Raw genomic sequence first — 18420 nt, forward strand, 5'->3', positions numbered from 1 at the left:
GCGGCGATGTCCGCGGACCTCGCGGCACTGCGCCCGGCCGAGCTGCGGGCGGCGCTGCTGGCCGTGCCACCCGAGCGCCGGGCCATGGTCGCGGATGCGGAGGGTACCGGCACGGTCATGCTCGCCGCCGCGCCCGGCACGGCGCTCGCACCCCGGTTCGGCCCGGCGAGCCGGGCCGCACACGTCCGTTCGGGAGCCCGGGACCTGACCACGCCGCTCGGCCGGTCAGTGCCCGGCCTGCGCCGTGACGTGGACACGCTCGACGACCTGCGGGACGCGCTGCGTCTGGGCGTCGGCCCACGGACCCGCGATATCCTGACAGCCCCAACGGCTGAGGCAATGGTCGGCTCTGGGCTGTCCCAGACCCGTTGTACGGGTCCTAATCGTCGCTCGCACCTGCCCCGGCCACCGGAGACTGGCACCATCGAGGGCATGACCGAGCTGGTGGTGAACCGATCCGAACAGCCGCAGCGTAAACCACGGAGCGCCCTGCTTGAACCGCTGGAGGCGCCCCGGCCACCGACGCCGTCCGATCTTCCCGAAGACCGTTTCATCAACCGCGAGAAGTCCTGGTTGGACTTCAACGCCCGCGTACTGGCACTCGCCGAGGATCCGGCCACACCACTGCTCGAATGCGCCAAGTTCCTGGCTATCTTCGCCAGCAACCTGGACGAGTTCTACATGGTCCGCGTCGCCGGCCTGATGCGCCGCGAAGCGACCCGGCTCGCGGTGCTCTCCGCCGACGGCCTCACCTCCCGCGAGCAGCTTGACCTGATCAGTAGAACAGCGACTGAACTCTACGAACGTCACTCCCGGTGTTTCAGCGACGTGGTCACGCCCGCTCTGGCGGACGCCGGCATCACGATCCGCCTGTGGAGCGACATGACCGAGGTTCAGAAGGACCGCCTGCACGCATACTTCAACCAGCAGGTCTTCCCCGTCCTGACGCCACTCGCGGTGGACCCGGCGCACCCGTTCCCCTACATCAGCGGCTTGTCGCTCAACCTGGCGGTCACGGTACGTACCCCGGGCGGGGATGCCGAGCGGTTCGCACGGGTGAAGGTTCCCCAGAACGTGCCCCGGCTGATCCGCGTCGAGCCGGACCACCCGCGCCACGACAGCAGGCGCCTGGAACCGCGCGGGCTGGAGTCCGACGACCGCGATGTCTGCTTCATCCCCCTGGAGGAGGTGATCGCCGCCCACCTCTCGCAGCTCTTCCCAGGTATGGAGGTGGTGGACGCCCACCTGTTCCGGGTCACGCGCAACGCCGATCTGGAGGTCGAGGAGGACGAGGCCGAGGACCTGCTACAGGCTCTCGAACGTGAGCTGGCGCGCCGGCGGTTCGGCCCGGCCGTGCGCCTTGAGGTCGCCGAGGACGTCGACGACAACCTGCTGGACCTCCTCATGCGGGAGCTGGAGGTCACCAGCCGCGAGGTGATGCGGGTTCAGGGGCTCCTGGACCTGTCGGTGCTGTGGGCGCTCTACGACCTCGACCGTCCCGAGCTGAAGGACACCCCGCACGTGCGGCGAACCCACCCGCGGCTCGCGGCGTCCGAAGGGGAGCAGACCGATTTCTTCACGGTCCTGCGTGAGGGCGACGTGCTCATCCACCATCCCTATGACTCGTTCACCACCTCGGTACAGCGGTTCATCGAACAGGCTGCCGCCGACCCGCACGTCCTGGCCATCAAGCAGACGCTGTACCGGACCTCGGGTGACTCCCCCATCGTCGACGCTCTGATCAGCGCGGCCGAGGCGGGCAAGCAGGTGGTCGTCCTGGTGGAGATCAAGGCCAGATTCGACGAGACCGCGAACATCCGGTGGGCGCGCGAGCTGGAGCGCGCGGGCTGCCACGTCGTGTACGGGCTGATCGGATTGAAGACGCACTGCAAGACGTGTCTGGTGGTCCGCCAGGAGCGCGGTGGACTACGCCGGTACTGCCACGTCGGTACCGGCAACTACAACCCGAAGACGGCGCGGCTGTACGAGGATCTCGGCCTGCTCACCGCCGACCCCGATGTCGGCGCCGACCTCACCGACCTGTTCAACGTGCTGACCGGCTACAGCCGCCAGACCGAGTACCGCTCACTACTGGTAGCGCCTCAGCATATGCGGGACGGCATCATCCAACGTATCGAGCGGGAAAGCGAGGCTGCCCGCCAGGGCCAGGTGTCCGGAATCCGCCTCAAGATCAACAGTCTCGTCGACGAGGAGATCATCGACGCGCTGTACCGGGCGTCCCGTGCCGGCGTGCCCGTGCAGTGCCTCGTCCGTGGGATCTGCGGGCTGCGGCCGGGCATCCCGGGCCTGTCGGAGACCGTCCACGTCCGGTCGATCCTGGGCCGCTTCCTGGAGCACAGCCGGGTCTTGGAGTTCACCTCGCTGCGGGAGTGCTGGATCGGCAGCGCGGACATGATGCACCGCAACCTCGACCGCCGCATCGAGGCGCTGGTGCGGGTGGGGCAGCTGTCCCAGGAACCGTTGCGGGTCATGCTCGACCACGCCTTCTCCGAGGGCGTGGCAGGCTGGATCCTGCAGCCGGACGGGACGTGGTACCGGCGTTCGACCGGCCCGGACGGGGAACCGTTGTCGGACTACCAGACCGACCTGATGAGCCCGTCCCTGCGGCTGGCGCACGGCTGACCGGCGGTGCGCCGGCCGTGAGTGCCCTGACGGACCCACGGTCGGCACCCGCGTTCTCGGTTGCTCCTCGCTCGCTTCTAGGTTACCTCTCGGCTACCTTTCGCTCACTCCTCGCTCACTCCTCGCTCGCCGACACGCTGGCCTTGAACTCCGAACCCGGCCTGAACTTCGGCACGACCGAGGCGGCCACCTGCACCGGCTCGCCTGTGGCCGGGTTGCGGCCGGTACGGGCCGCCCGCTCGACACGCTCGAAGACGCCGAACCCGGTGATGGTGACCTTCTCACCGGCTGACACGGCTTCCTGGATCGCCTCGAACACGGCATCGACTGCTTTGGTCGCGTTCGATCGCCCGCCCTCGATCTGCTGGGCGATGCGATCAACCAACTGGGACTTGTTCACAACAACCTCCGGACGCCCCCCGCGGGCGCGGGGTTAGGGAGCAGATCGGGCATCACACTGCGCTGCACCGTAGGCATGTCCACCGGTTAGGGCAATTCCCCTGCGCGTGTCGCGCAACACAAACCCGCACGTCAACGACTCTTCTAGATCATCTAGCGGCACCCGGAGGATGGCGGACGAGCCCTCGATCGACCACAGTTCGCCACATTCAGTGACGACCAATAGTCTCCTACCCGGTCACCGGGAACCACCCGGGGCGAGTGGTCTCGAAGGCTGTGATCGCATCCTGGTGACGCAAGGTCAGACCGACGTCGTCCAGACCCTCCATCAGACGCCAGCGGGTGAAGTCGTCGATCTCGAAGCCCGCGACAAGCCCGGGTGCCCGCACCTCGAGTGCAGCCAGGTCAACGGTAATCGCAGTGGTGGGATCGGCCTCGACCTGGTCGGTGAGCGCCTCGACCGTCGCGGCCGGGAGCACGACCGGCAGCAGGCCGTTTCCCAGGGCGTTGCCGCGGAAGATGTCGGCGAAACGCGCCGAGATCACCACTTTGAAGCCATAGTCCTGCAGCGCCCACACGGCGTGCTCGCGGGACGACCCGGTGCCGAAATCCGGGCCGGCAAGCAGGATCGTGGCGCCGCTGTGAACCGGGTTGTTCAGGACGAAGCCCGGATCGGCCCGCCACTGCGAGAACAGGCCCGCGCCGAAGCCGGTTCGTTCGATCCGCTTGAGCCAGTCGCTGGGGATGATCTGGTCGGTGTCGACGTCGCTGCGCCGCAGCGGCACCGCCCGGCCGGTGTGCGTGGTGAACGCCTCCATCGCGGATGCGCCCCCTTCGTCATGTCGTGGTTGGGGTTGTCTCGCCGGTCAGAGATCGGCGGGCGCGGTCAGCCGCCCGGTGACGGCGGTCGCGGCTGCGACGGCGGGCGAGACCAGGTGGGTGCGCCCGCCCGGGCCCTGACGTCCTTCGAAGTTGCGGTTGGACGTGGACGCGCTGCGCTCGCCGGGCCCCAGCGTGTCCGGGTTCATGCCCAGGCACATCGAGCAACCGGCGCTGCGCCACTGCGCACCGGCTGCGCGGAAGACCTCGTCGAGCCCTTCGGCCTCGGCGTCCGCCTTCACCGTCATCGAGCCGGGGACCACCAGGACCCGCAGTCCGTCGGCCACCCGGCGACCACGCAGGACGGCCGCGGCGGCCCGCAGGTCCTCGATGCGCCCGTTGGTGCAGGAACCGATGAACACCGTGTCCACCGGGATGTCGCGCAGCGGCGTGCCGGGCGTCAGCGCCATGTAGGCCAGAGCGCGCTCGGCCGAGGAGCGGACCGCCGGATCGGGGTAGTCCGCCGGGTCGGGCACCCGGGACGACAGCGGCGCGCCCTGCCCGGGATTGGTACCCCAGGTCACGAACGGGCTCAGCGCAGCCGCGTCCACCACGACCTCGCGGTCGAACACCGCGTCGTCGTCGGTTGCCAGGGTCGCCCAGTAGGCGAGTGCGGCGTCCCAGTCCGCGCCTACCGGCGCGTGCGGGCGGCCCCGCAGGTGGGCGACGGTCACCTCGTCGGGAGCGACCATGCCGGCACGAGCACCCGCTTCGATGGACATGTTGCACACCGTCATGCGGCCTTCCATGGACAGCCCGCGGATGGCCTCGCCGCGGTATTCGATCACATGCCCCTGGCCGCCGGCGGTGCCGATCCGGGCGATGATCGCGAGAATCAGGTCCTTGGCGGTGACACCGGCGGGCAGCGCCCCGTCCACCGTGACCGCCATGGTCTTCGGCGGGCGCAGCGGCAGCGTCTGGGTGGCCAGCACATGCTCGACCTGGCTCGTGCCGATGCCGAAGGCGAGCGCGCCGAACGCGCCGTGGGTGGAGGTGTGGCTGTCCCCGCAGACGATCGTCATGCCCGGCTGGGTGAGGCCGAGCTGCGGACCGACGACGTGGACGATCCCCTGACCGGGGTCGTTCATCGGATGCAGCCGGACACCGAAGTCGGCGCAGTTCTTACGCAGGGCCTCGACCTGGGCGGCCGAGACCGGGTCGGCGATCGGGCGCAGCGTGTCGATGGTCGGGACGTTGTGATCCTCGGTGGCGATGGTGAGATCCGAGCGGCGCAGCGGTCGACCGGCCAGCCGGAGCGCCTCGAATGCCTGCGGGCTGGTCACCTCGTGTACGAGATGCAGGTCGATGTAGATCAGGTCGGGTTCGCCGTCGGCACGCCGAACGACGTGAGCGTCCCAGACCTTCTCCGCGAGTGTGCGCCCCATGGCCCACTCCTTCAGATGATTGCGTGGTTGCGTGGTTGAGTCTTCAGCTGATCGCTGTGCGTTCGACAGGACTGGACTTCCCATATTCTGGGATGACAGTATCAGTCTATGGAACAGCTTAGCGGAGTCGGCGTTCTGGACAAGGCGGCTGCCGTGCTCAGCGTGGTGGAGGCGGGTCCGGTGTCCCTCGGTGAGCTTGTTACCCGCACCGGGCTGAGCCGGGCGACCGCACACCGGCTCGCCGCCGCGCTCGAGGTGCACCGGCTGGTCGGCCGGGACTCCCGCGGCCGCTTCGTCCCCGGGCCGCGGCTGGCCGCCGGTGGCGCCGTACCGCTACCCTGGGCGCTGGTGGACGCGGCGGCACCTGTCCTGACCGCGCTGCGCGACGCCACCGGCGAGAGCAGCCAGCTCTACGTGCGCCACGGGGACGTGCGGGTGTGCGTGGCCGCGGCCGAACGCGCCAGCGGCCTGCGCGACACCGTCCCGGTGGGATCGACGTTGCCGATGACCGCCGGATCGGGAGCGCAGGTGCTGCTCGCCTTCACCGGCACGGCGAGCGCGGATGCGAGCCCGGATGTGAGCCCGGATGTGAACGGCCCACCGGTCGATACGGCCATTCCCCCGGGGGCCGTGTTCGATGCGGCCGACCTGGAGCGGGTGCGACGCCGCGGCTGGGCCGAGAGCGTCGGCGAGCGCGAGGCCGGGCTCGCGTCGGTGTCGGCCCCGGTCCGCGACGCCGGCGGCCGCGTCATCGCGGCGTTGTCACTGTCCGGCCCGGTCGCACGCCTGACCCGCTCCCCCGGCGCCCGCCACGGCGCCACCGTCGCCGCCGCCGCCGAACGCCTGCACGCCAGCCCCGCTCTTTGATCCACAATCCACGCCCCTACCACCAGGCGCTCCTAACGATGTGAATCTGATGCTCCTGGCACAACACCAGATTCACATCGTTCCCAAAGAGTGCCCGGTAACAGGGGCACGCCCCTGTTACCGGGCACTCTCAGCGGAGTGTTGTTTCGCCGTACGCGAACGCGCGCAGCTCCTCGACCTTCGAGACCACGATCGTCCGCCCCCTGTTGCTGATCATTCCCTGGGAACGGAAGGCGCTGAGGTCCCGGCCGACCGACTCGCGTGACGCGCCGATCGCAGCCGCGAGGTCATGGTGGGTCGGTCGCAGCGTGATCGCCACACCGCCGTCGGGCTGGGTCTGCCCGTACCGCTGCGCAAGCTCCAGGAGGTGGCGGGCCAGCCGGACGGCGGTCGGATAGGCACCCAGCTCCGAGCGCCGGCGGTCGGACTCCCGCAGCCGCTGGGCGATCGAGCCCACCATGACACGCGCCACCTCGGGATGATCGTCTACAAAGGCCCTGAAGGTCTCAGCGGACACCACCCCGACCTCGACGTCCTCCAGCGCCACCACCGACGCCGAGCGGGTCTCGCCGTCGATGACCGCCATTTCGCCGATCAGGTCACCGGGTCCACGGTGAGCAAGCAGCGTTTCGTAGCCACTTTCGGTGACGGTCACAATCTTCACCCGCCCCGATCGAATCACCATCGTCAGGTCGGCGCGATCACCTTCCCGCAACAGGATGTCACCATTTCGATACGTTCTGATCGTCCCGAGTGCTTCAAAAGCCGAGCGGTCAACTGGACTCATCCGGCCACGCTCGCCATTGCCACGCTCGCCATAGCCACTGTCACCTGCGGACACGTGTTCCCCTCCATCACGTGACTGGTGGCGCAGAGTACCCCTTTTGCTGCGCCACAAGGATGCGTCGGGTAGCCACCACCACGGTCCGCTCCCACGTGATGGCGGAAATCGACCATTCTCCCTCGCGCAACGGCAGGCGCGACGTAGGGTCACGTCATCGGTGTATATGCCCATAAGGGGGAATACAGGCGATGCGAAGACTGGGTTCTCGGTACGTCCTGCACGAACCGCTGGGACGGGGCGCCGGCGGCGAGGTGTGGCGGGGTGAGCGACTCGACGACGGCACCGGCGACCAGGGGCCGGTCGCAGTCAAGGTGTTACGCCCCGAGCTGGCCGAGGACCCGGACTTCATCGACCGCTTTCTGCGCGAACGCAGGGTGCTGTTGGCTCTGGACGACCCGCACCTGGTGAAGGTCCGCGACGTCGTGGCCGAGGGCGGCACCTTCGCGATCGTGATGGACCTCGTCGACGGTGGGGACCTGCGCGGCTACCTGCGCGAGCGCGGTCGGCTCCCGCAGACGCAAGCGGTCGATCTGATTGCGCAGGTCCTGTCGGCCCTGGCGGTGACGCACCGGGCCGGTGTCGTCCACCAGGACGTCAAGCCCGCGAACATTCTCCTCGACACGACCGACCGGGATGCCCCCTGGGCGATGCTGACCGACTTCGGGATCGCCCGGCTTACCCAGGGACGGTCGGCGGCCGGGCTCAGCGTGACGATCGGCACGCCCATGTACATGGCGCCGGAACTCGCCACCGACAGGCCGGCAGGGCCCGCCGCGGACCTCTACAGTGCCGGCGTCGTCCTGTACGAACTGCTCGCCGGCCGGCCCCCGTTTGCCGCGCCGAACCCGATCGCCATGATCCGGGCGCACGCGTTCGACCCTCCGCCACCGATCGAGGGTCTCGCCGCGCCGCTGTGGGATGCGCTGCGCGAGCTGCTCGCCAAGCGGCCGGCGGACCGGCCCGCCGACGCACTGGCCGCACGCTCGACACTGGCCACGGCCCTGGCGCTGGCCCCGGCGCTGGCCCCGGCGCCGACGGGCCGGGCACACCGGGCGAAACCATTCATCCCCGAGCTGCCTTCGACCGCCATCCACCTGACCGACGGGTACGAATCCGAACCCGTCCGGATGGCTGGCAGGCGGGCGCCGCGGCCGGTGCCCGTCGCGGTCGCGTGGACGGATGGCCGCAGTACGAGGTTCGGACGCGGCCGCGCGCTGCTCACGGCGGGTGTCGTAGGGGCCGTGCTCGTGGGCCTCGGCTCGTGGACGCTTGCCGCCGGCCTCGGCGGGGACGATCGTGGCCCAGCCGCGGCGGCATCCGTGGCGCCGTCCGCGGTGGTTTCCGTGGTGCCGTCCGCGGTGGCTTCCGCAGCCGCGCTGCCAGCCGGTGCGGCCTCCGCGGACCCGACGCTGGCGCTGACGCCGTCACCATCGCCGGCGGACCCCCCACGCGCGCCAGTGCCGGACGTGCGCAACATGGTGCTGGCCGATGCCTCGGCGGCGCTGCGAAAGGCCGGCTTCACCAACATCCCTTACCAGTACGACTGCTATCGAGCGCCCAACATCGACAACGTGGTGAGCCAGGAACCGTCTGCGGGTAGTCGGATCGCCACGACCTCCCCGGTGAGCCTGAAACTGCAGGCAGCCGACTGCGCGACCGTTCCCATCGTTGTAGGGATGATGCTCCGTGACGCCGTCGATACTCTCCAGACGATCGGGTTTACCAACATCTCGTACACGTACGAGTGCCTGAAGTCGATCAGGGTCGGTACCGTGGTCCTCCAGTCGCCGCCTGAGGACACCAGTTACAGCCTGAAGCAGTTTGTCAACCTGCGACTGCAGACGGCCAGCTGCTGATCATCCGGACCGGTCGATCGGTAGCGAGCGGCTCGGCCGGACCGGCGCGGTCGCAAATCCGGACCGTGACTCCCCGTCCAGACCCCGCGGCACTGGCAGGGTGTGTTGCGGACCACCCAGCGCCGCCCGACCGCCACCGGCGAGCGCTGCCCGACCAGCGCTACCGCTACCGCCGCTACCGCTACCGCCGCCACTGCCGTTACCGCTACCACTGCCGTTACCACTGCCGTTACCGCCGCCACTGCCGAAACCCGGCTGGGTACCCGGTCCCGACTGCGACGCCGCGGTCGATGACCGCGGCAGCGCCGCCCACATGTCGACCTCGACGATGATCTCCCCATCCTCGGAGGCCATGCGCAACCGTCCCCCGTGGACCTCGACCAGCCGCCGGACGACGTAGAGGCCCATTCCGGCGCCGTCGATCTCACGGGTCGCCGTCCCGTCCCGTTGGGTGAACGGCTCGAAGAGCTGGCGGATCGTGGCCGGGTCGAGGTCGGGACCGGGGTTGCGGACCCGCAGTACCACCTCATCGCCGACCCGACCCGCGATGAGCCGGACGGGCGCTCCGGGCCAGGAGTGCACCAGCGCGTTGTCGACCAGGTTGGCGACCACCTGGTGCAACGCCTGGCGGGCCATGCGCACCGACAGCTGGGGCGGCAGGTCGACGCTGACGTTCGCCGCGGTGGTCGGTGAGTAGGCCAGCGTCGCCAGCACCTCGTTCACGACCTCGGGAAGGTCCGCGACGGTGTTCTCCTCCGTGCCGGTCGCGGTTGCCGCGGTGAGCATGTTCTCCAGCAACCGGGACAGCCGGTCGGAGTAGTTGACAGCCGAGTCGAGCATGTCGTCGAGCTGCGCCGGCGACATCCGGTCACGCCGACGTTTGATCGTGAGCAGGGTTCCGCGGATGCCGGTCAGGGGCGTCCGAAACTCGTGGGAGACCGTCGCAACAAGATCGCTGCGGATGCGGTCAGTCTCCTCCAGACGAGCCATCAGGCTCTGCTGACCCTCGTAGAGCTGCGCCCGATAGTGCTCGGCCCGGCGCCGGGACTGCTCGTTGAAATACCAGAAGATCACTTGAGCGCCCGCCAACGCGCAGATGAATGCGGCGCTGATCGCGGCGAAGGTCCACGGGGAGTCTGCATGCCGATAGGAGATGATCTGGTCGCCGACCGCGCCGTTGGCGAGGAACACGAACGCGATTGCCAGCAGATAGACCGCCCAGTCCTCGTATAGGGCTATCAACGCGACGACCACGAAAAAGTGGTAGTGCATTTCGGACTGTCCATGCGAGATGTGGACCAGCACCACCGAGCTGCACAGCAGGCCGAGGCTGGTGGCCAGCGCGCGCAACCGGCGGATGCCCGGCAGTGCGGCCGCGCCGAGCAGCAGCGCCGCCGGGCCGGCCGACACGAGCCCCTGCCAGACACCGAACTTCTCATATGAGGCACAGCCGACGATGATCGGCAGATGGATGGCGAGGATCCAGACCAGCAGTCGGTGGCGGGCGACCCAGTCCTCTGTGGGCAGGCCCCGCCCGTGCGGAACCCAGCGCCAGGTCTGCCCGCCGAGCTTCTCTGCAGGAAGCATGAACTCGGCGGCGGGTCGATGGCCGGGAGGCGTCCGCTCGGTATGGCGGAGGCGGCCGGCGCGCGCACTGCCGTGGCGGCGCCGGGCCCGGTCGGGAATAGGGGCCGCGGAGGACATCCGAGTCATCCTCTACCGATCGACACCAGGCGCACCATGGCCGTCAAGGATGGTGTGACATGGCAAGCATGCCCACCCGTGACTAGACCATCTTTACCAGGCAGTAACAGGCTCAAAGAGGCGATGGCGCCGTAGGCTCCCGCTTCGACACCCTGTGGTCCGCAAGGTGGCCTTCGGACGGCCACCCAGGAGGAGGACACCGTGCCCCCCGTGACCCTGACCGCGACCCCCCTGACTGCCCTCACCCCGGACCTGACCTGCTCCGGCCCGGCCAGCGCCCTCATGCCCGTCACCGTCACCGTCACCCAACCGGGCGCCCTTGCGAACGCCCCGGCCGAGGCCACCGGCCCGCGGCTGCGCCTCGTCGCCACCAGCCAGCTGGACGAGATCGTGCACGGACGCAGCGGCCCGAGCTCCTGCGGGTGCCGGGAGTGCGCCATGGCACGCCACCCCGCGTCCATGCCCCGGCTCACGGTCATCCGATGATGCCAAGCCGGTAAAGGCTCCCGCCCGCAACCGTCCGTCCAGGTCATGATCGGCGCGTCCAGGTCATGATCGGCGCGAGTTTGTTGTTGCGTACGCTTTTCGGGACGTTAACCGTACACAGCGACAAACTCGCGCCGATCTTCGGTACGCCCCGGGCTCACCATCGACCTGGCGACCACCGCGAGTAGCCGAAAACTTCGGCGCCCATTCGGCGTGACCAGCCGGTGGGCACCGTGGATGGCCGGACTTGGGCCGGCCTGGGCCGGACAGACGACGAAGGCTCCCTGACCGGGTTTGCCCTGGTCAGGGAGCCTTCTGTGCAGGTCGTGCGGGTGTAGCCCCGACCGGATTCGAACCGGCGCTACCGCCTTGAGAGGGCGGCGTCCTAGGCCACTAGACGACGGGGCCAGCTGCTCGTAGCTTCAAACACCTTTTGCTCCGGACACACTGTACTTCAGACACACTGTACTTCGCAGCGCAGAAAGTCTGACGCTGGGGTACCAGGACTCGAACCTAGACTAACGGAACCAGAATCCGTTGGGCTGCCAATTACCCCATACCCCAAGGTTGCCCTTGCGGGCGAGGCCTACTGTACCGCATCCAGCCGGGGAGCGGCCGGGACCTGTGCCCGCCCGCGTGTCCGAGACCAACCGCCGGGACCGGGAGCCGGTGTCAGCGGGACGTCACCGGGACGTCACCGGGTTGGCGAGGGTGCCGATCCCCTCGACCGTGACGGCCACGGTCTGCCCAGGGCTCATCGGGCCCACCCCGGCCGGCGTTCCGGTCAGCAGGAGGTCACCTGGCAGCAACGTCATCGCCGCCGACATGTACGCGATCAGTGACGCGACGTCGTGCAGCAGCGACTTCGTCCGGGAGTCCTGCCGGAGTTCGCCGTCGAGGGTGGTGCGGATGGCCAGGTCGGACGGGTCGAGATCGGTCTCGATCCACGGCCCGACCGGGCAGAAGGTGTCATGCCCCTTGGCCCGGGTCCACTGACCGTCGGCCTGCTGCTGATCGCGGGCGGTGACGTCGTTCGCGCAGGTGAACCCGAGGACGACGTCCAGAGCCCGCTCCACGGGGACATCCCGGCACAGACGCCCGACGACGATCGCAAGCTCACCTTCGTAGTCGACCCGCTCGCTGTCGGGGGGAAGGCCGATCGGGTCACCGGGACCGATCACGCTCGTCGAGGGCTTCAGGAAGAGCAACGGGCTCTGCGGCGAGGCGTCGCCGCCCATCTCCCGGGCATGGTCGGCATAGTTCTTGCCGACGCACAGCACCTTGCTCGGCAGCACCGGCGCCAGCAGCCGCACGTCGCCGAGCACGTGCCGCGCGCCGGTGAAGCTGAACGCACCGAAGGGATGGGGGGTGATCGTGGCCACCGTGGCCTCACCCCGCTCGAGGGCACCTTCCACGATCCCGAAGGCCGGTTCCGTCCCGTCGGTGAACCTGGCGATACGCACCCATCGACGGTACAGGCTGCCATTAGCGCTCCGGGGACTGCGGCCTGCGGGCGCGCGATCTGACGATCGTCGCACGCCCTTTGGCCCTCCAGGCTGATGTGCCCCGAAGCACGCGCGACGACGTCGCGGATAGGCTTTCCGCGCGTCCTTGGAGACCCCGTCCTGGCGACCCCAGCCGAAGGCCCCAGCCGAAGACGCCAGCCAGAGACCCCAGCCCGGAGGCAGCCAGGTGAGCGAGACCACACCCGTCTACGATGTCGGCGCGCCGGAGCCGAAGCCGATCGACGAGGAGCTGAGCGTGAAGCTCGGCCACCTCGCTGAGGACGCAATCCTGCGCGGCAAGCCCAACGGCGACGAGCGGTGCGACAACTGCCTGTACTACCTCGACGGCGACAGGGACATCACCTACTGCTGGCACCCGAAGCTGCGCATCCTGGTCGGCGGCGACTGGTGGTGCCAGTGGTGGGAGGAGATCCCCGAGGACTGACCCCGGCGGCTCTGACCCCGGCGGCTCTTGGCCCCGGCCCAGACCCCGGGGGAAGTCGCGTACGACCGCCACCGCCGTTGCCTGCGCACGAGTGGAAGGTAGACGTACATCTCACGTCCGATTTGCGGCTTTCTGGGATGTCAACCTTCCACTCGTGACCACGGTCCATGCCAGCGGTTGCGGCCAGCCGGGTAAGAGCGCACAAGCTGGCGGCCCACGCACCGCCGGGTCGGCACACGGGTGCACACGATCATGGTTCGGCTACGACGGTCAGACCCGCACGGGGTGCAGGGCGCGGCGCAGGACGTCGAGGATCTCCCGCTCCTGCCGTCTGGACACCGCTTCCGTACGCCCCAGGTTCGGCCCGTGGAACGTCCCCGGGAACTGGTGCAGCTCAACCGACACGCCCGCCCGCAGCAGGGCCAGGGCGTATTCGATCCCCTCGTCGCGCAGCGGGTCGAACTCGGCGGTCGAGACATAGGCGGGTGGCAGGCCGGTGAGGTCGGTGGCGCGGGCCGGCGCCGCGTACGGCGACACGTCGTCGCCGGGTGCGGCGTCACCCGAACGCCCCAGGTAGTGGCGCCAGCTCAGCATGGCGTCCGGCCGGTTCCACAAGGGCGCGTCAATGAATTCGATCATGGATGGAGTGTCCAGCCGGTCGTCCAGCTCGGGAATCACCAGGAGCTGGTAGCGCAGGGACGGGCCGCCCCTGTCCCGGGCGAGCAGCGCCAGGCCTGCGGCCAGCCCCCCACCGGCGCTCGCGCCGCCGACGACCACCCGGTCGCGGTCGATGCCGAGGACGTCGGCCTGGTCGACCAGCCACAGCAGGGTGGCGTAACAGTCCTCAAGACCCGCCGGGAACGGGTTCTGCGGAGCCAGCCGGTATTTCGGCGCCACCACGACCGCGCCGGCCCTGGCACAGATCCGCACGACGTCTGGGTGGGCCGTTTCGATGCCGCCCCCCGCGCCACCCCTTGCAAACCCACCGCCGTTGATCCACAGCAGGGCGGGCCACGGCGCACCGGGTCCCTTCGGCCGGTAGATGCGGACCGCGACGTCCGGCGCTCCCGGCGGGCCGGGGACCACCCGGTCCTCGATCTCGATCCCGGCCAGGACATCAGCATCGGCATCGGCGGGCCGCTCCAGCAGGAGCCGGCCCGACGCCGCCCGGACCGCACCAGCATCCTCCATCGTTACTCTCTGTAGCAGAGAAACCGCAGTCGCGAGCTCATGATCCACGAACGCCCCCCATATTCGGGCAAAAAGCCCCTGACCTGCACTCATACCGCAGATGAGTGTTCACCTAACACGGGGTATCTGTCACCTGAATCGGCACATCCGGTGCTCGGACAACCTCCGCGCCCCGCAGGCGCCCTACTGGCTGGCCTCGCCGGCTGGCCTCACCGCTCACGGCCCTACCGCGCCTGGCCCGGCGGCGGACTGGCCGGCCACCGGCCACCGGCCACCGGCCACCGGCCACCGACCACCGACCACCGACCACCGACCACCGACCACCGACGATCTTTCGAGGTTTGTACGCCGGAAACGGCCTTGTTGATCGCACAAACCTAGAAAGATCGCGCGTCACCCCCGGGATGACGAACGGCCCGCGAGCTTCGATGATCGAAGATGGGTGGAGAGAAGCAGTCGACATGCCGCCTACCGCACAACCGGCGCAGCCGGCTACCGACAGGCACAAACACAGAAGCCGGTCAGCCGCGGATAGCGGCAATCTCACGGCTGCGCGGACACCAGCGCAATCACCCCTGCGCTCCCCGCGGCCCACTGCGCCGGCATGATCAGCGGGCACGGCCGCTGGCCACCGGTCCGTTCGCCGGGCATCCAAACGGTGTGCGTGCACGAGTCGACGTCGACCTGCCAGGTCTGGCGATGACGATGATCCTCAATGCACACGGGACGCCGGGTCAGCGGCTCGGCGACCCTCATGTGCACCCAGGCGTGCGCCACCTCCCATGCTGCCGCGTCGAACTCGGCCACCACCGCGCCATCATCGTCCACAACCACCAGACGCCCCGGTTCGACCGTGTCGGCCGCGGTGGCCCGGGGCACACGGCGGCGCAACCTGTCGGGCTGCCATTGCGCCGCCAGCGCCGTATGGGCCGCGTCCAACGCCGCACGCTGACCCGCGAGGAACGCCAGCGCCTCACCCTCGGTCACGCCGTCGCCGGCTCGAAGCAGCGCCTCGGGCGTCAACGCCAGCACCGCGAGCAGGCCCCGACGAAAGTCCGACACGAACAGTACGGGCTCACCCTGCGGGTTGCGGTCGTAGGCCTCGTCCGCGGCCAGCAGCGCCAGCGCATATCGCCGGTGCGCTGCGGGCTGGCCTTCGCCGCTCATCGGGTGTCGCCCCGCCAGCGGACCGCCGGAGCCGCCACGCTCACCGCGAACCCGACAGGCCCGATCGCGTAGTCGCCGATCCCGGAGCTGCGGGCGAACCTGTCCGCCGCCTCCGCGCTCTCGAATGCCAGCACGATCTCGGTCACGCTGCGGCGAGTTTCCCCGTCGAACGACACCAGGCCGTACACCGGCCCCGACTCATCCATCCAGTTCTCCCTTCAACACGAACAGGCGGGGAGTCGACTCCAGACGGAAACCGAAGAAGGGGACCTCCGGAGCCAACCCGTGAACAACGCTCCTGACGACTTCCCGCATCCAGAACGCGACATCGCAGTGCGGCGCCGTACGAGGGATCTGCGGAAGCCCGGCAAGAACGATCTACCGAGGTTCCCATCGCCGCATCCACCCGATCCAGGCTGTATCGCTGGGATGTTGAGGGGCGGATTTGGGGGCTGTTTCAGGGGAGACAGGCAGGATCATGCCACACCCCGATACATGCGACGAAAAGCCTGCCTGATGTGCAAGAATCGACACGACTCCTGCGACGAGAGGGTCAGTCGTGACAGAGCCAAACCACCAGCTCCAGCGGGCGCGTCTGCGAATCGAATCACCGAACGCATCGGGTGAACCGCTGTCTCGTCGGGAACTCGCCGATCTGGTCAATAGCTGGGTCCTCGAGCATGCAGGACGGACCACCGCTATCGATGATCATTACATCGGCAAGCTTGAGCGAGGGATGATCCGCTGGCCGCAGGCGGACTACCGCGCTGCGGTGCGGGCGATCCTCCGCGTTCAGACAGATCACGAACTGGGCTTCCGTCGCCGTCGGGTGGCAGCCTCCGAGGGCAGCATCCCCTCCGCCTCCCTCACCGCGCCCGGTACGGTCCAGCCTCCCGACATGACGTTTGGCTGGCCGCCCGAACGATCGTTACTATCGCCGACCATAGACGCGGCTAAGCCCACCGGCGATCTTCTGCTATTGGATGAGTGGTCGGCGATGTATCGAAGAGATCTACTCACGGGCGCCTTCAGCGTGGGCGCGCTTGTGCACTTGGAATCCTATCTTTCGACCATGGACGCGGACCCGGTGGCCAAGATTTCCGTACTCCGAGCCGTCACGATGGCACAACGTCGCCGTGAAGGTTCGATTCCCGCTCGCGAGCTCGCTGGAATCGTCGTCGAACACCTTCGGCTACTCCGCTCCGTAGGCGGCGCGCTGCAGGACCCGGCGGCCCGACGGGCGGTGACCGAGGCGCTCAGCGAAGGATTCGGGTTTCTCGCATGGCTATGCTGGGATATGCAGGACATCGGCTCGGCCCAGCGTTATTATCAGGCTGCTGCCCGTCTTGCACGGGAATCGCAGCATCGCACTCTGACCGGCTACATGCTCGGCAGCCTTGCTGCCCTTTGCGCGAGAACGGGCCATGGTCACCGCAGCGTCCTCCTCATGGAAAGGGCCTGGGATGCATTGCCGAACAGAAGGCATGGGATAGTGGACGCCTGGATAAACTCCACCGCTGCCGTGAGCTATGCTGCCGTGGGAGATCGAAACGCGGCTTGGCGCCATCTCGGCCATGCTGAAGAGGCTGTAGCCGGAATTCCATCCGACGAGCAGCCTCCCTGGCCATGGGTTATACAATTCGACGATACCAAACTCGCCGGATACCGTCTCAACGCCGCCATCCACCTTGGATGCCCCGACCTTGCCCTTAAATGGGCACCCGCTGCCACCGCGGCGCCAGCACGCAAGCACACCGCCCAGTACGCCCTCACGCTCCTCGACCAGGCCGCCGCCCATTGCACGAAAGCCGACTATGAGCAAAGCGCCGATATCGCGCTTGCAGCTCTCAGCATAGCCGCTGCGAAGAACTCGCGTAGAGTGATCGACTCTGCCTGGCGAACTCGGCAAGCTATCCCGAACAACGCCACATGTGACGCGGTCGGCCAACTAGACGCCCGGCTTCACGAACTCGACCCGATCGACGTCTGAAAGGCGGGAAGATGGTGACGATCGGCATAACGGGTCACCGGGGACTGACCGCTGATATCGAGGACTACGTCCGGCACGAGATTCGCCGTATTCTCGACGCCATACCGGCCGACCAGCTGGCTGGCGTCAGTTGCCTCGCGGACGGCGCCGACAGTATCTTCGCTGAAGTCGTCCTGGAACTCGGCGGACGACTCTCCGCCGTGGTGCCAGCCAACGCCTACCGCGACGGCCTACCAACATCCCACCGTGTGAACTACGACCAACTTCTCGACGCGGCATATAGAGTCCAGCGCCTCGATTTTCGAGATTCGAGCTCCGAAGCCCACATGGAGGCGAGCCGAGTGATCGTCAACGACGTGGACGAACTCATAGCCGTGTGGGATGGCGAGCCAGCACGCGGCTATGGCGGCACCGCCGACGTCGTCGCCTACGCCAGGCTGCAGGGAATACCGATCCGTACCGTCTGGCCGCCGAACACGAAACGCGACTGACCGAGTCGGGCGATTTCGGAAGCCTGAGCCGCCGCACTGATCACTATGGTCTACGCCGGCCAAAAGGCCAACGTCGGCGCCGATCCGGCTGATCACTATCGCCCGTGTCCTCGGGAAGACCGAGGTCGAGGCCGATCTGTCGCGCGATCTCTATCGCCTCGTTCAGCATCGCCTCGCCGCGTTCGCGGTCGCCCGTACTGGATAGAAGTTGGCCCAGCTGGCGGAGTGAGATAATGACGTCCCGCTGCTTGCCGATATTGACCGGATCAGCCTCGGCAAGGCGCCTGGCGATCGCCAGATCCTGTTCATAATATCCACGAGCCTGATCGCTCTCTCCCAACCTCATCGCTATATCAGCGAGTCTGTTGTAGGAGATCGAGAGGTCGCGTTGGGCTTGGCTGTTGGTGGGGTCTGCTTCCGCCAACCGACGGCGGATGGTGAGGCCGTCGGTGAACAGCTGCTGGGCGCCGGTGGTGTCCCCCAGCGCGATCGCGACGTCCGCCAGCTTGTTGTAGGAGATCGAGAGGTCGCGTTGGGCTTGGCTGTTGGTGGGGTCGGCTTCCGCCAG

General features: G+C 68.3%; 17 protein-coding genes and 2 tRNA genes. 7 read left to right on the forward strand and 12 right to left on the reverse strand.

Annotated elements, in window-relative coordinates:
• Positions 1 to 432 precede the first annotated feature (432 nt).
• Complete coding sequence (locus tag U9983_RS19350) at positions 433 to 2643, forward strand: RNA degradosome polyphosphate kinase (RefSeq protein WP_322755406.1); 2211 nt, start codon at positions 433 to 435, stop codon at positions 2641 to 2643.
• A gap of 115 nt (positions 2644 to 2758) precedes the next feature.
• Here the strand turns inward: U9983_RS19350 and U9983_RS19355 are convergent, their stop codons facing one another.
• From U9983_RS19355 to leuC, 3 genes are all read right to left on the reverse strand, one after another.
• Entirely contained in the window at positions 2759 to 3043 is a 285-nt protein-coding gene (locus U9983_RS19355) for an HU family DNA-binding protein (RefSeq protein WP_239310351.1), read from the reverse strand.
• 229 nt (positions 3044 to 3272) lie between these two features.
• Positions 3273 to 3860, reverse strand: coding sequence for a 3-isopropylmalate dehydratase small subunit (leuD, locus tag U9983_RS19360; RefSeq protein ID WP_322755393.1), 588 nt, complete (start codon positions 3858 to 3860; stop codon positions 3273 to 3275).
• A gap of 48 nt (positions 3861 to 3908) precedes the next feature.
• On the reverse strand, positions 3909 to 5306 hold the full coding sequence (leuC, locus tag U9983_RS19365; RefSeq protein WP_322755394.1) for a 3-isopropylmalate dehydratase large subunit: 1398 nt from the start codon (positions 5304 to 5306) through the stop codon (positions 3909 to 3911).
• A gap of 108 nt (positions 5307 to 5414) precedes the next feature.
• On the opposite strand from leuC, the gene U9983_RS19370 reads away from it, so the two are divergent.
• Positions 5415 to 6173, forward strand: a complete 759-nt coding sequence (locus tag U9983_RS19370) for an IclR family transcriptional regulator (protein ID WP_322755395.1) — start codon at positions 5415 to 5417, stop codon at positions 6171 to 6173.
• A gap of 130 nt (positions 6174 to 6303) precedes the next feature.
• Here the strand turns inward: U9983_RS19370 and U9983_RS19375 are convergent, their stop codons facing one another.
• Positions 6304 to 6960 carry a Crp/Fnr family transcriptional regulator gene (locus tag U9983_RS19375; protein ID WP_322755396.1) on the reverse strand — a complete coding sequence of 219 codons (657 nt, stop codon included), beginning with the start codon at positions 6958 to 6960 and terminating at the stop codon, positions 6304 to 6306.
• 245 nt (positions 6961 to 7205) lie between these two features.
• Between U9983_RS19375 and U9983_RS19380 the strand changes: the two genes are divergently transcribed.
• Complete coding sequence (locus tag U9983_RS19380) at positions 7206 to 8873, forward strand: serine/threonine protein kinase (protein WP_322755397.1); 1668 nt, start codon at positions 7206 to 7208, stop codon at positions 8871 to 8873.
• Here the strand turns inward: U9983_RS19380 and U9983_RS19385 are convergent, their stop codons facing one another.
• Positions 8874 to 10577 carry a HAMP domain-containing sensor histidine kinase gene (locus U9983_RS19385; protein ID WP_322755398.1) on the reverse strand — a complete coding sequence of 568 codons (1704 nt, stop codon included), beginning with the start codon at positions 10575 to 10577 and terminating at the stop codon, positions 8874 to 8876. It lies immediately after the preceding gene.
• 201 nt (positions 10578 to 10778) lie between these two features.
• On the opposite strand from U9983_RS19385, the gene U9983_RS19390 reads away from it, so the two are divergent.
• Positions 10779 to 11063 (forward strand): hypothetical protein, encoded by a 285-nt coding sequence (locus U9983_RS19390; protein WP_322750581.1) that lies wholly within the window; start codon positions 10779 to 10781, stop codon positions 11061 to 11063.
• Positions 11064 to 11398: 335 nt separating this feature from the next.
• Here U9983_RS19390 and U9983_RS19395 read toward each other — a convergent pair.
• The 3 genes from U9983_RS19395 to U9983_RS19405 form a co-directional block, all read right to left on the reverse strand.
• Positions 11399 to 11471 (reverse strand) — tRNA-Glu (locus U9983_RS19395).
• Between the two features lie 84 nt (positions 11472 to 11555).
• A tRNA-Gln gene (locus U9983_RS19400) sits at positions 11556 to 11627 on the reverse strand.
• Between the two features lie 119 nt (positions 11628 to 11746).
• Positions 11747 to 12526: a fumarylacetoacetate hydrolase family protein gene (locus tag U9983_RS19405; protein ID WP_322755399.1), complete on the reverse strand. Its 780-nt coding sequence runs from the start codon at positions 12524 to 12526 to the stop codon at positions 11747 to 11749.
• A 229-nt stretch (positions 12527 to 12755) separates the two neighbouring features.
• Here U9983_RS19405 and U9983_RS19410 point away from each other — a divergent pair, with 229 nt between their 5' ends.
• Entirely contained in the window at positions 12756 to 13013 is a 258-nt protein-coding gene (locus U9983_RS19410; protein WP_322750579.1) for a hypothetical protein, read from the forward strand.
• A 270-nt stretch (positions 13014 to 13283) separates the two neighbouring features.
• On the opposite strand, the gene U9983_RS19415 is transcribed toward U9983_RS19410, so the two are convergent.
• The 3 genes from U9983_RS19415 to U9983_RS19425 all read right to left on the reverse strand — a co-directional run bounded on the left by U9983_RS19415 (position 13284) and on the right by U9983_RS19425 (position 15577).
• A complete protein-coding gene (locus U9983_RS19415; protein ID WP_322755400.1) occupies positions 13284 to 14204 on the reverse strand; it encodes an alpha/beta hydrolase in 921 nt (306 codons plus the stop codon).
• A gap of 543 nt (positions 14205 to 14747) precedes the next feature.
• Positions 14748 to 15371, reverse strand: a complete 624-nt coding sequence (locus U9983_RS19420; RefSeq protein WP_322755401.1) for a hypothetical protein — start codon at positions 15369 to 15371, stop codon at positions 14748 to 14750.
• Positions 15368 to 15577 (reverse strand): hypothetical protein, encoded by a 210-nt coding sequence (locus tag U9983_RS19425; protein WP_322755402.1) that lies wholly within the window; start codon positions 15575 to 15577, stop codon positions 15368 to 15370. Before U9983_RS19425 ends, U9983_RS19420 begins: the two co-directional genes overlap by 4 nt.
• A gap of 353 nt (positions 15578 to 15930) precedes the next feature.
• Here U9983_RS19425 and U9983_RS19430 point away from each other — a divergent pair, with 353 nt between their 5' ends.
• Both U9983_RS19430 and U9983_RS19435 read left to right on the forward strand, forming a co-directional pair.
• Positions 15931 to 17361, forward strand: coding sequence for a hypothetical protein (locus U9983_RS19430; protein WP_322755403.1), 1431 nt, complete (start codon positions 15931 to 15933; stop codon positions 17359 to 17361).
• A gap of 11 nt (positions 17362 to 17372) precedes the next feature.
• A complete protein-coding gene (locus U9983_RS19435; protein ID WP_322755404.1) occupies positions 17373 to 17852 on the forward strand; it encodes a hypothetical protein in 480 nt (159 codons plus the stop codon).
• A gap of 43 nt (positions 17853 to 17895) precedes the next feature.
• On the opposite strand, the gene U9983_RS19440 is transcribed toward U9983_RS19435, so the two are convergent.
• Positions 17896 to 18420 (reverse strand): tetratricopeptide repeat protein (locus tag U9983_RS19440; protein ID WP_322755405.1); only part of this gene is annotated, 525 nt, incomplete at its 5' end.

It is taken from the genome of Protofrankia sp. Cas3 (assembly GCF_963555955.1).
GTDB lineage: Bacteria > Actinomycetota > Actinomycetes > Frankiales > Frankiaceae > Protofrankia.

Coding starts and splice junctions, on each gene's coding strand:
- leuC (WP_322755394.1), bottom strand. CDS start 5,306: ATGGGGCGCACACTCGCGGAGAAGGTCTGGGACGCTCACGTCGTTCGG.
- U9983_RS19420 (WP_322755401.1), bottom strand. CDS start 15,371: ATGAGCGGCGAAGGCCAGCCCGCAGCGCACCGGCGATATGCGCTGGCG.
- U9983_RS19385 (WP_322755398.1), bottom strand. CDS start 10,577: ATGTCCTCCGCGGCCCCTATTCCCGACCGGGCCCGGCGCCGCCACGGC.
- U9983_RS19425 (WP_322755402.1), bottom strand. CDS start 15,577: ATGGATGAGTCGGGGCCGGTGTACGGCCTGGTGTCGTTCGACGGGGAA.
- U9983_RS19380 (WP_322755397.1), top strand. CDS start 7,206: ATGCGAAGACTGGGTTCTCGGTACGTCCTGCACGAACCGCTGGGACGG.
- U9983_RS19370 (WP_322755395.1), top strand. CDS start 5,415: ATGGAACAGCTTAGCGGAGTCGGCGTTCTGGACAAGGCGGCTGCCGTG.
- U9983_RS19375 (WP_322755396.1), bottom strand. CDS start 6,960: ATGAGTCCAGTTGACCGCTCGGCTTTTGAAGCACTCGGGACGATCAGA.
- leuD (WP_322755393.1), bottom strand. CDS start 3,860: ATGGAGGCGTTCACCACGCACACCGGCCGGGCGGTGCCGCTGCGGCGC.
- U9983_RS19350 (WP_322755406.1), top strand. CDS start 433: ATGACCGAGCTGGTGGTGAACCGATCCGAACAGCCGCAGCGTAAACCA.
- U9983_RS19415 (WP_322755400.1), bottom strand. CDS start 14,204: ATGGAGGATGCTGGTGCGGTCCGGGCGGCGTCGGGCCGGCTCCTGCTG.
- U9983_RS19435 (WP_322755404.1), top strand. CDS start 17,373: ATGGTGACGATCGGCATAACGGGTCACCGGGGACTGACCGCTGATATC.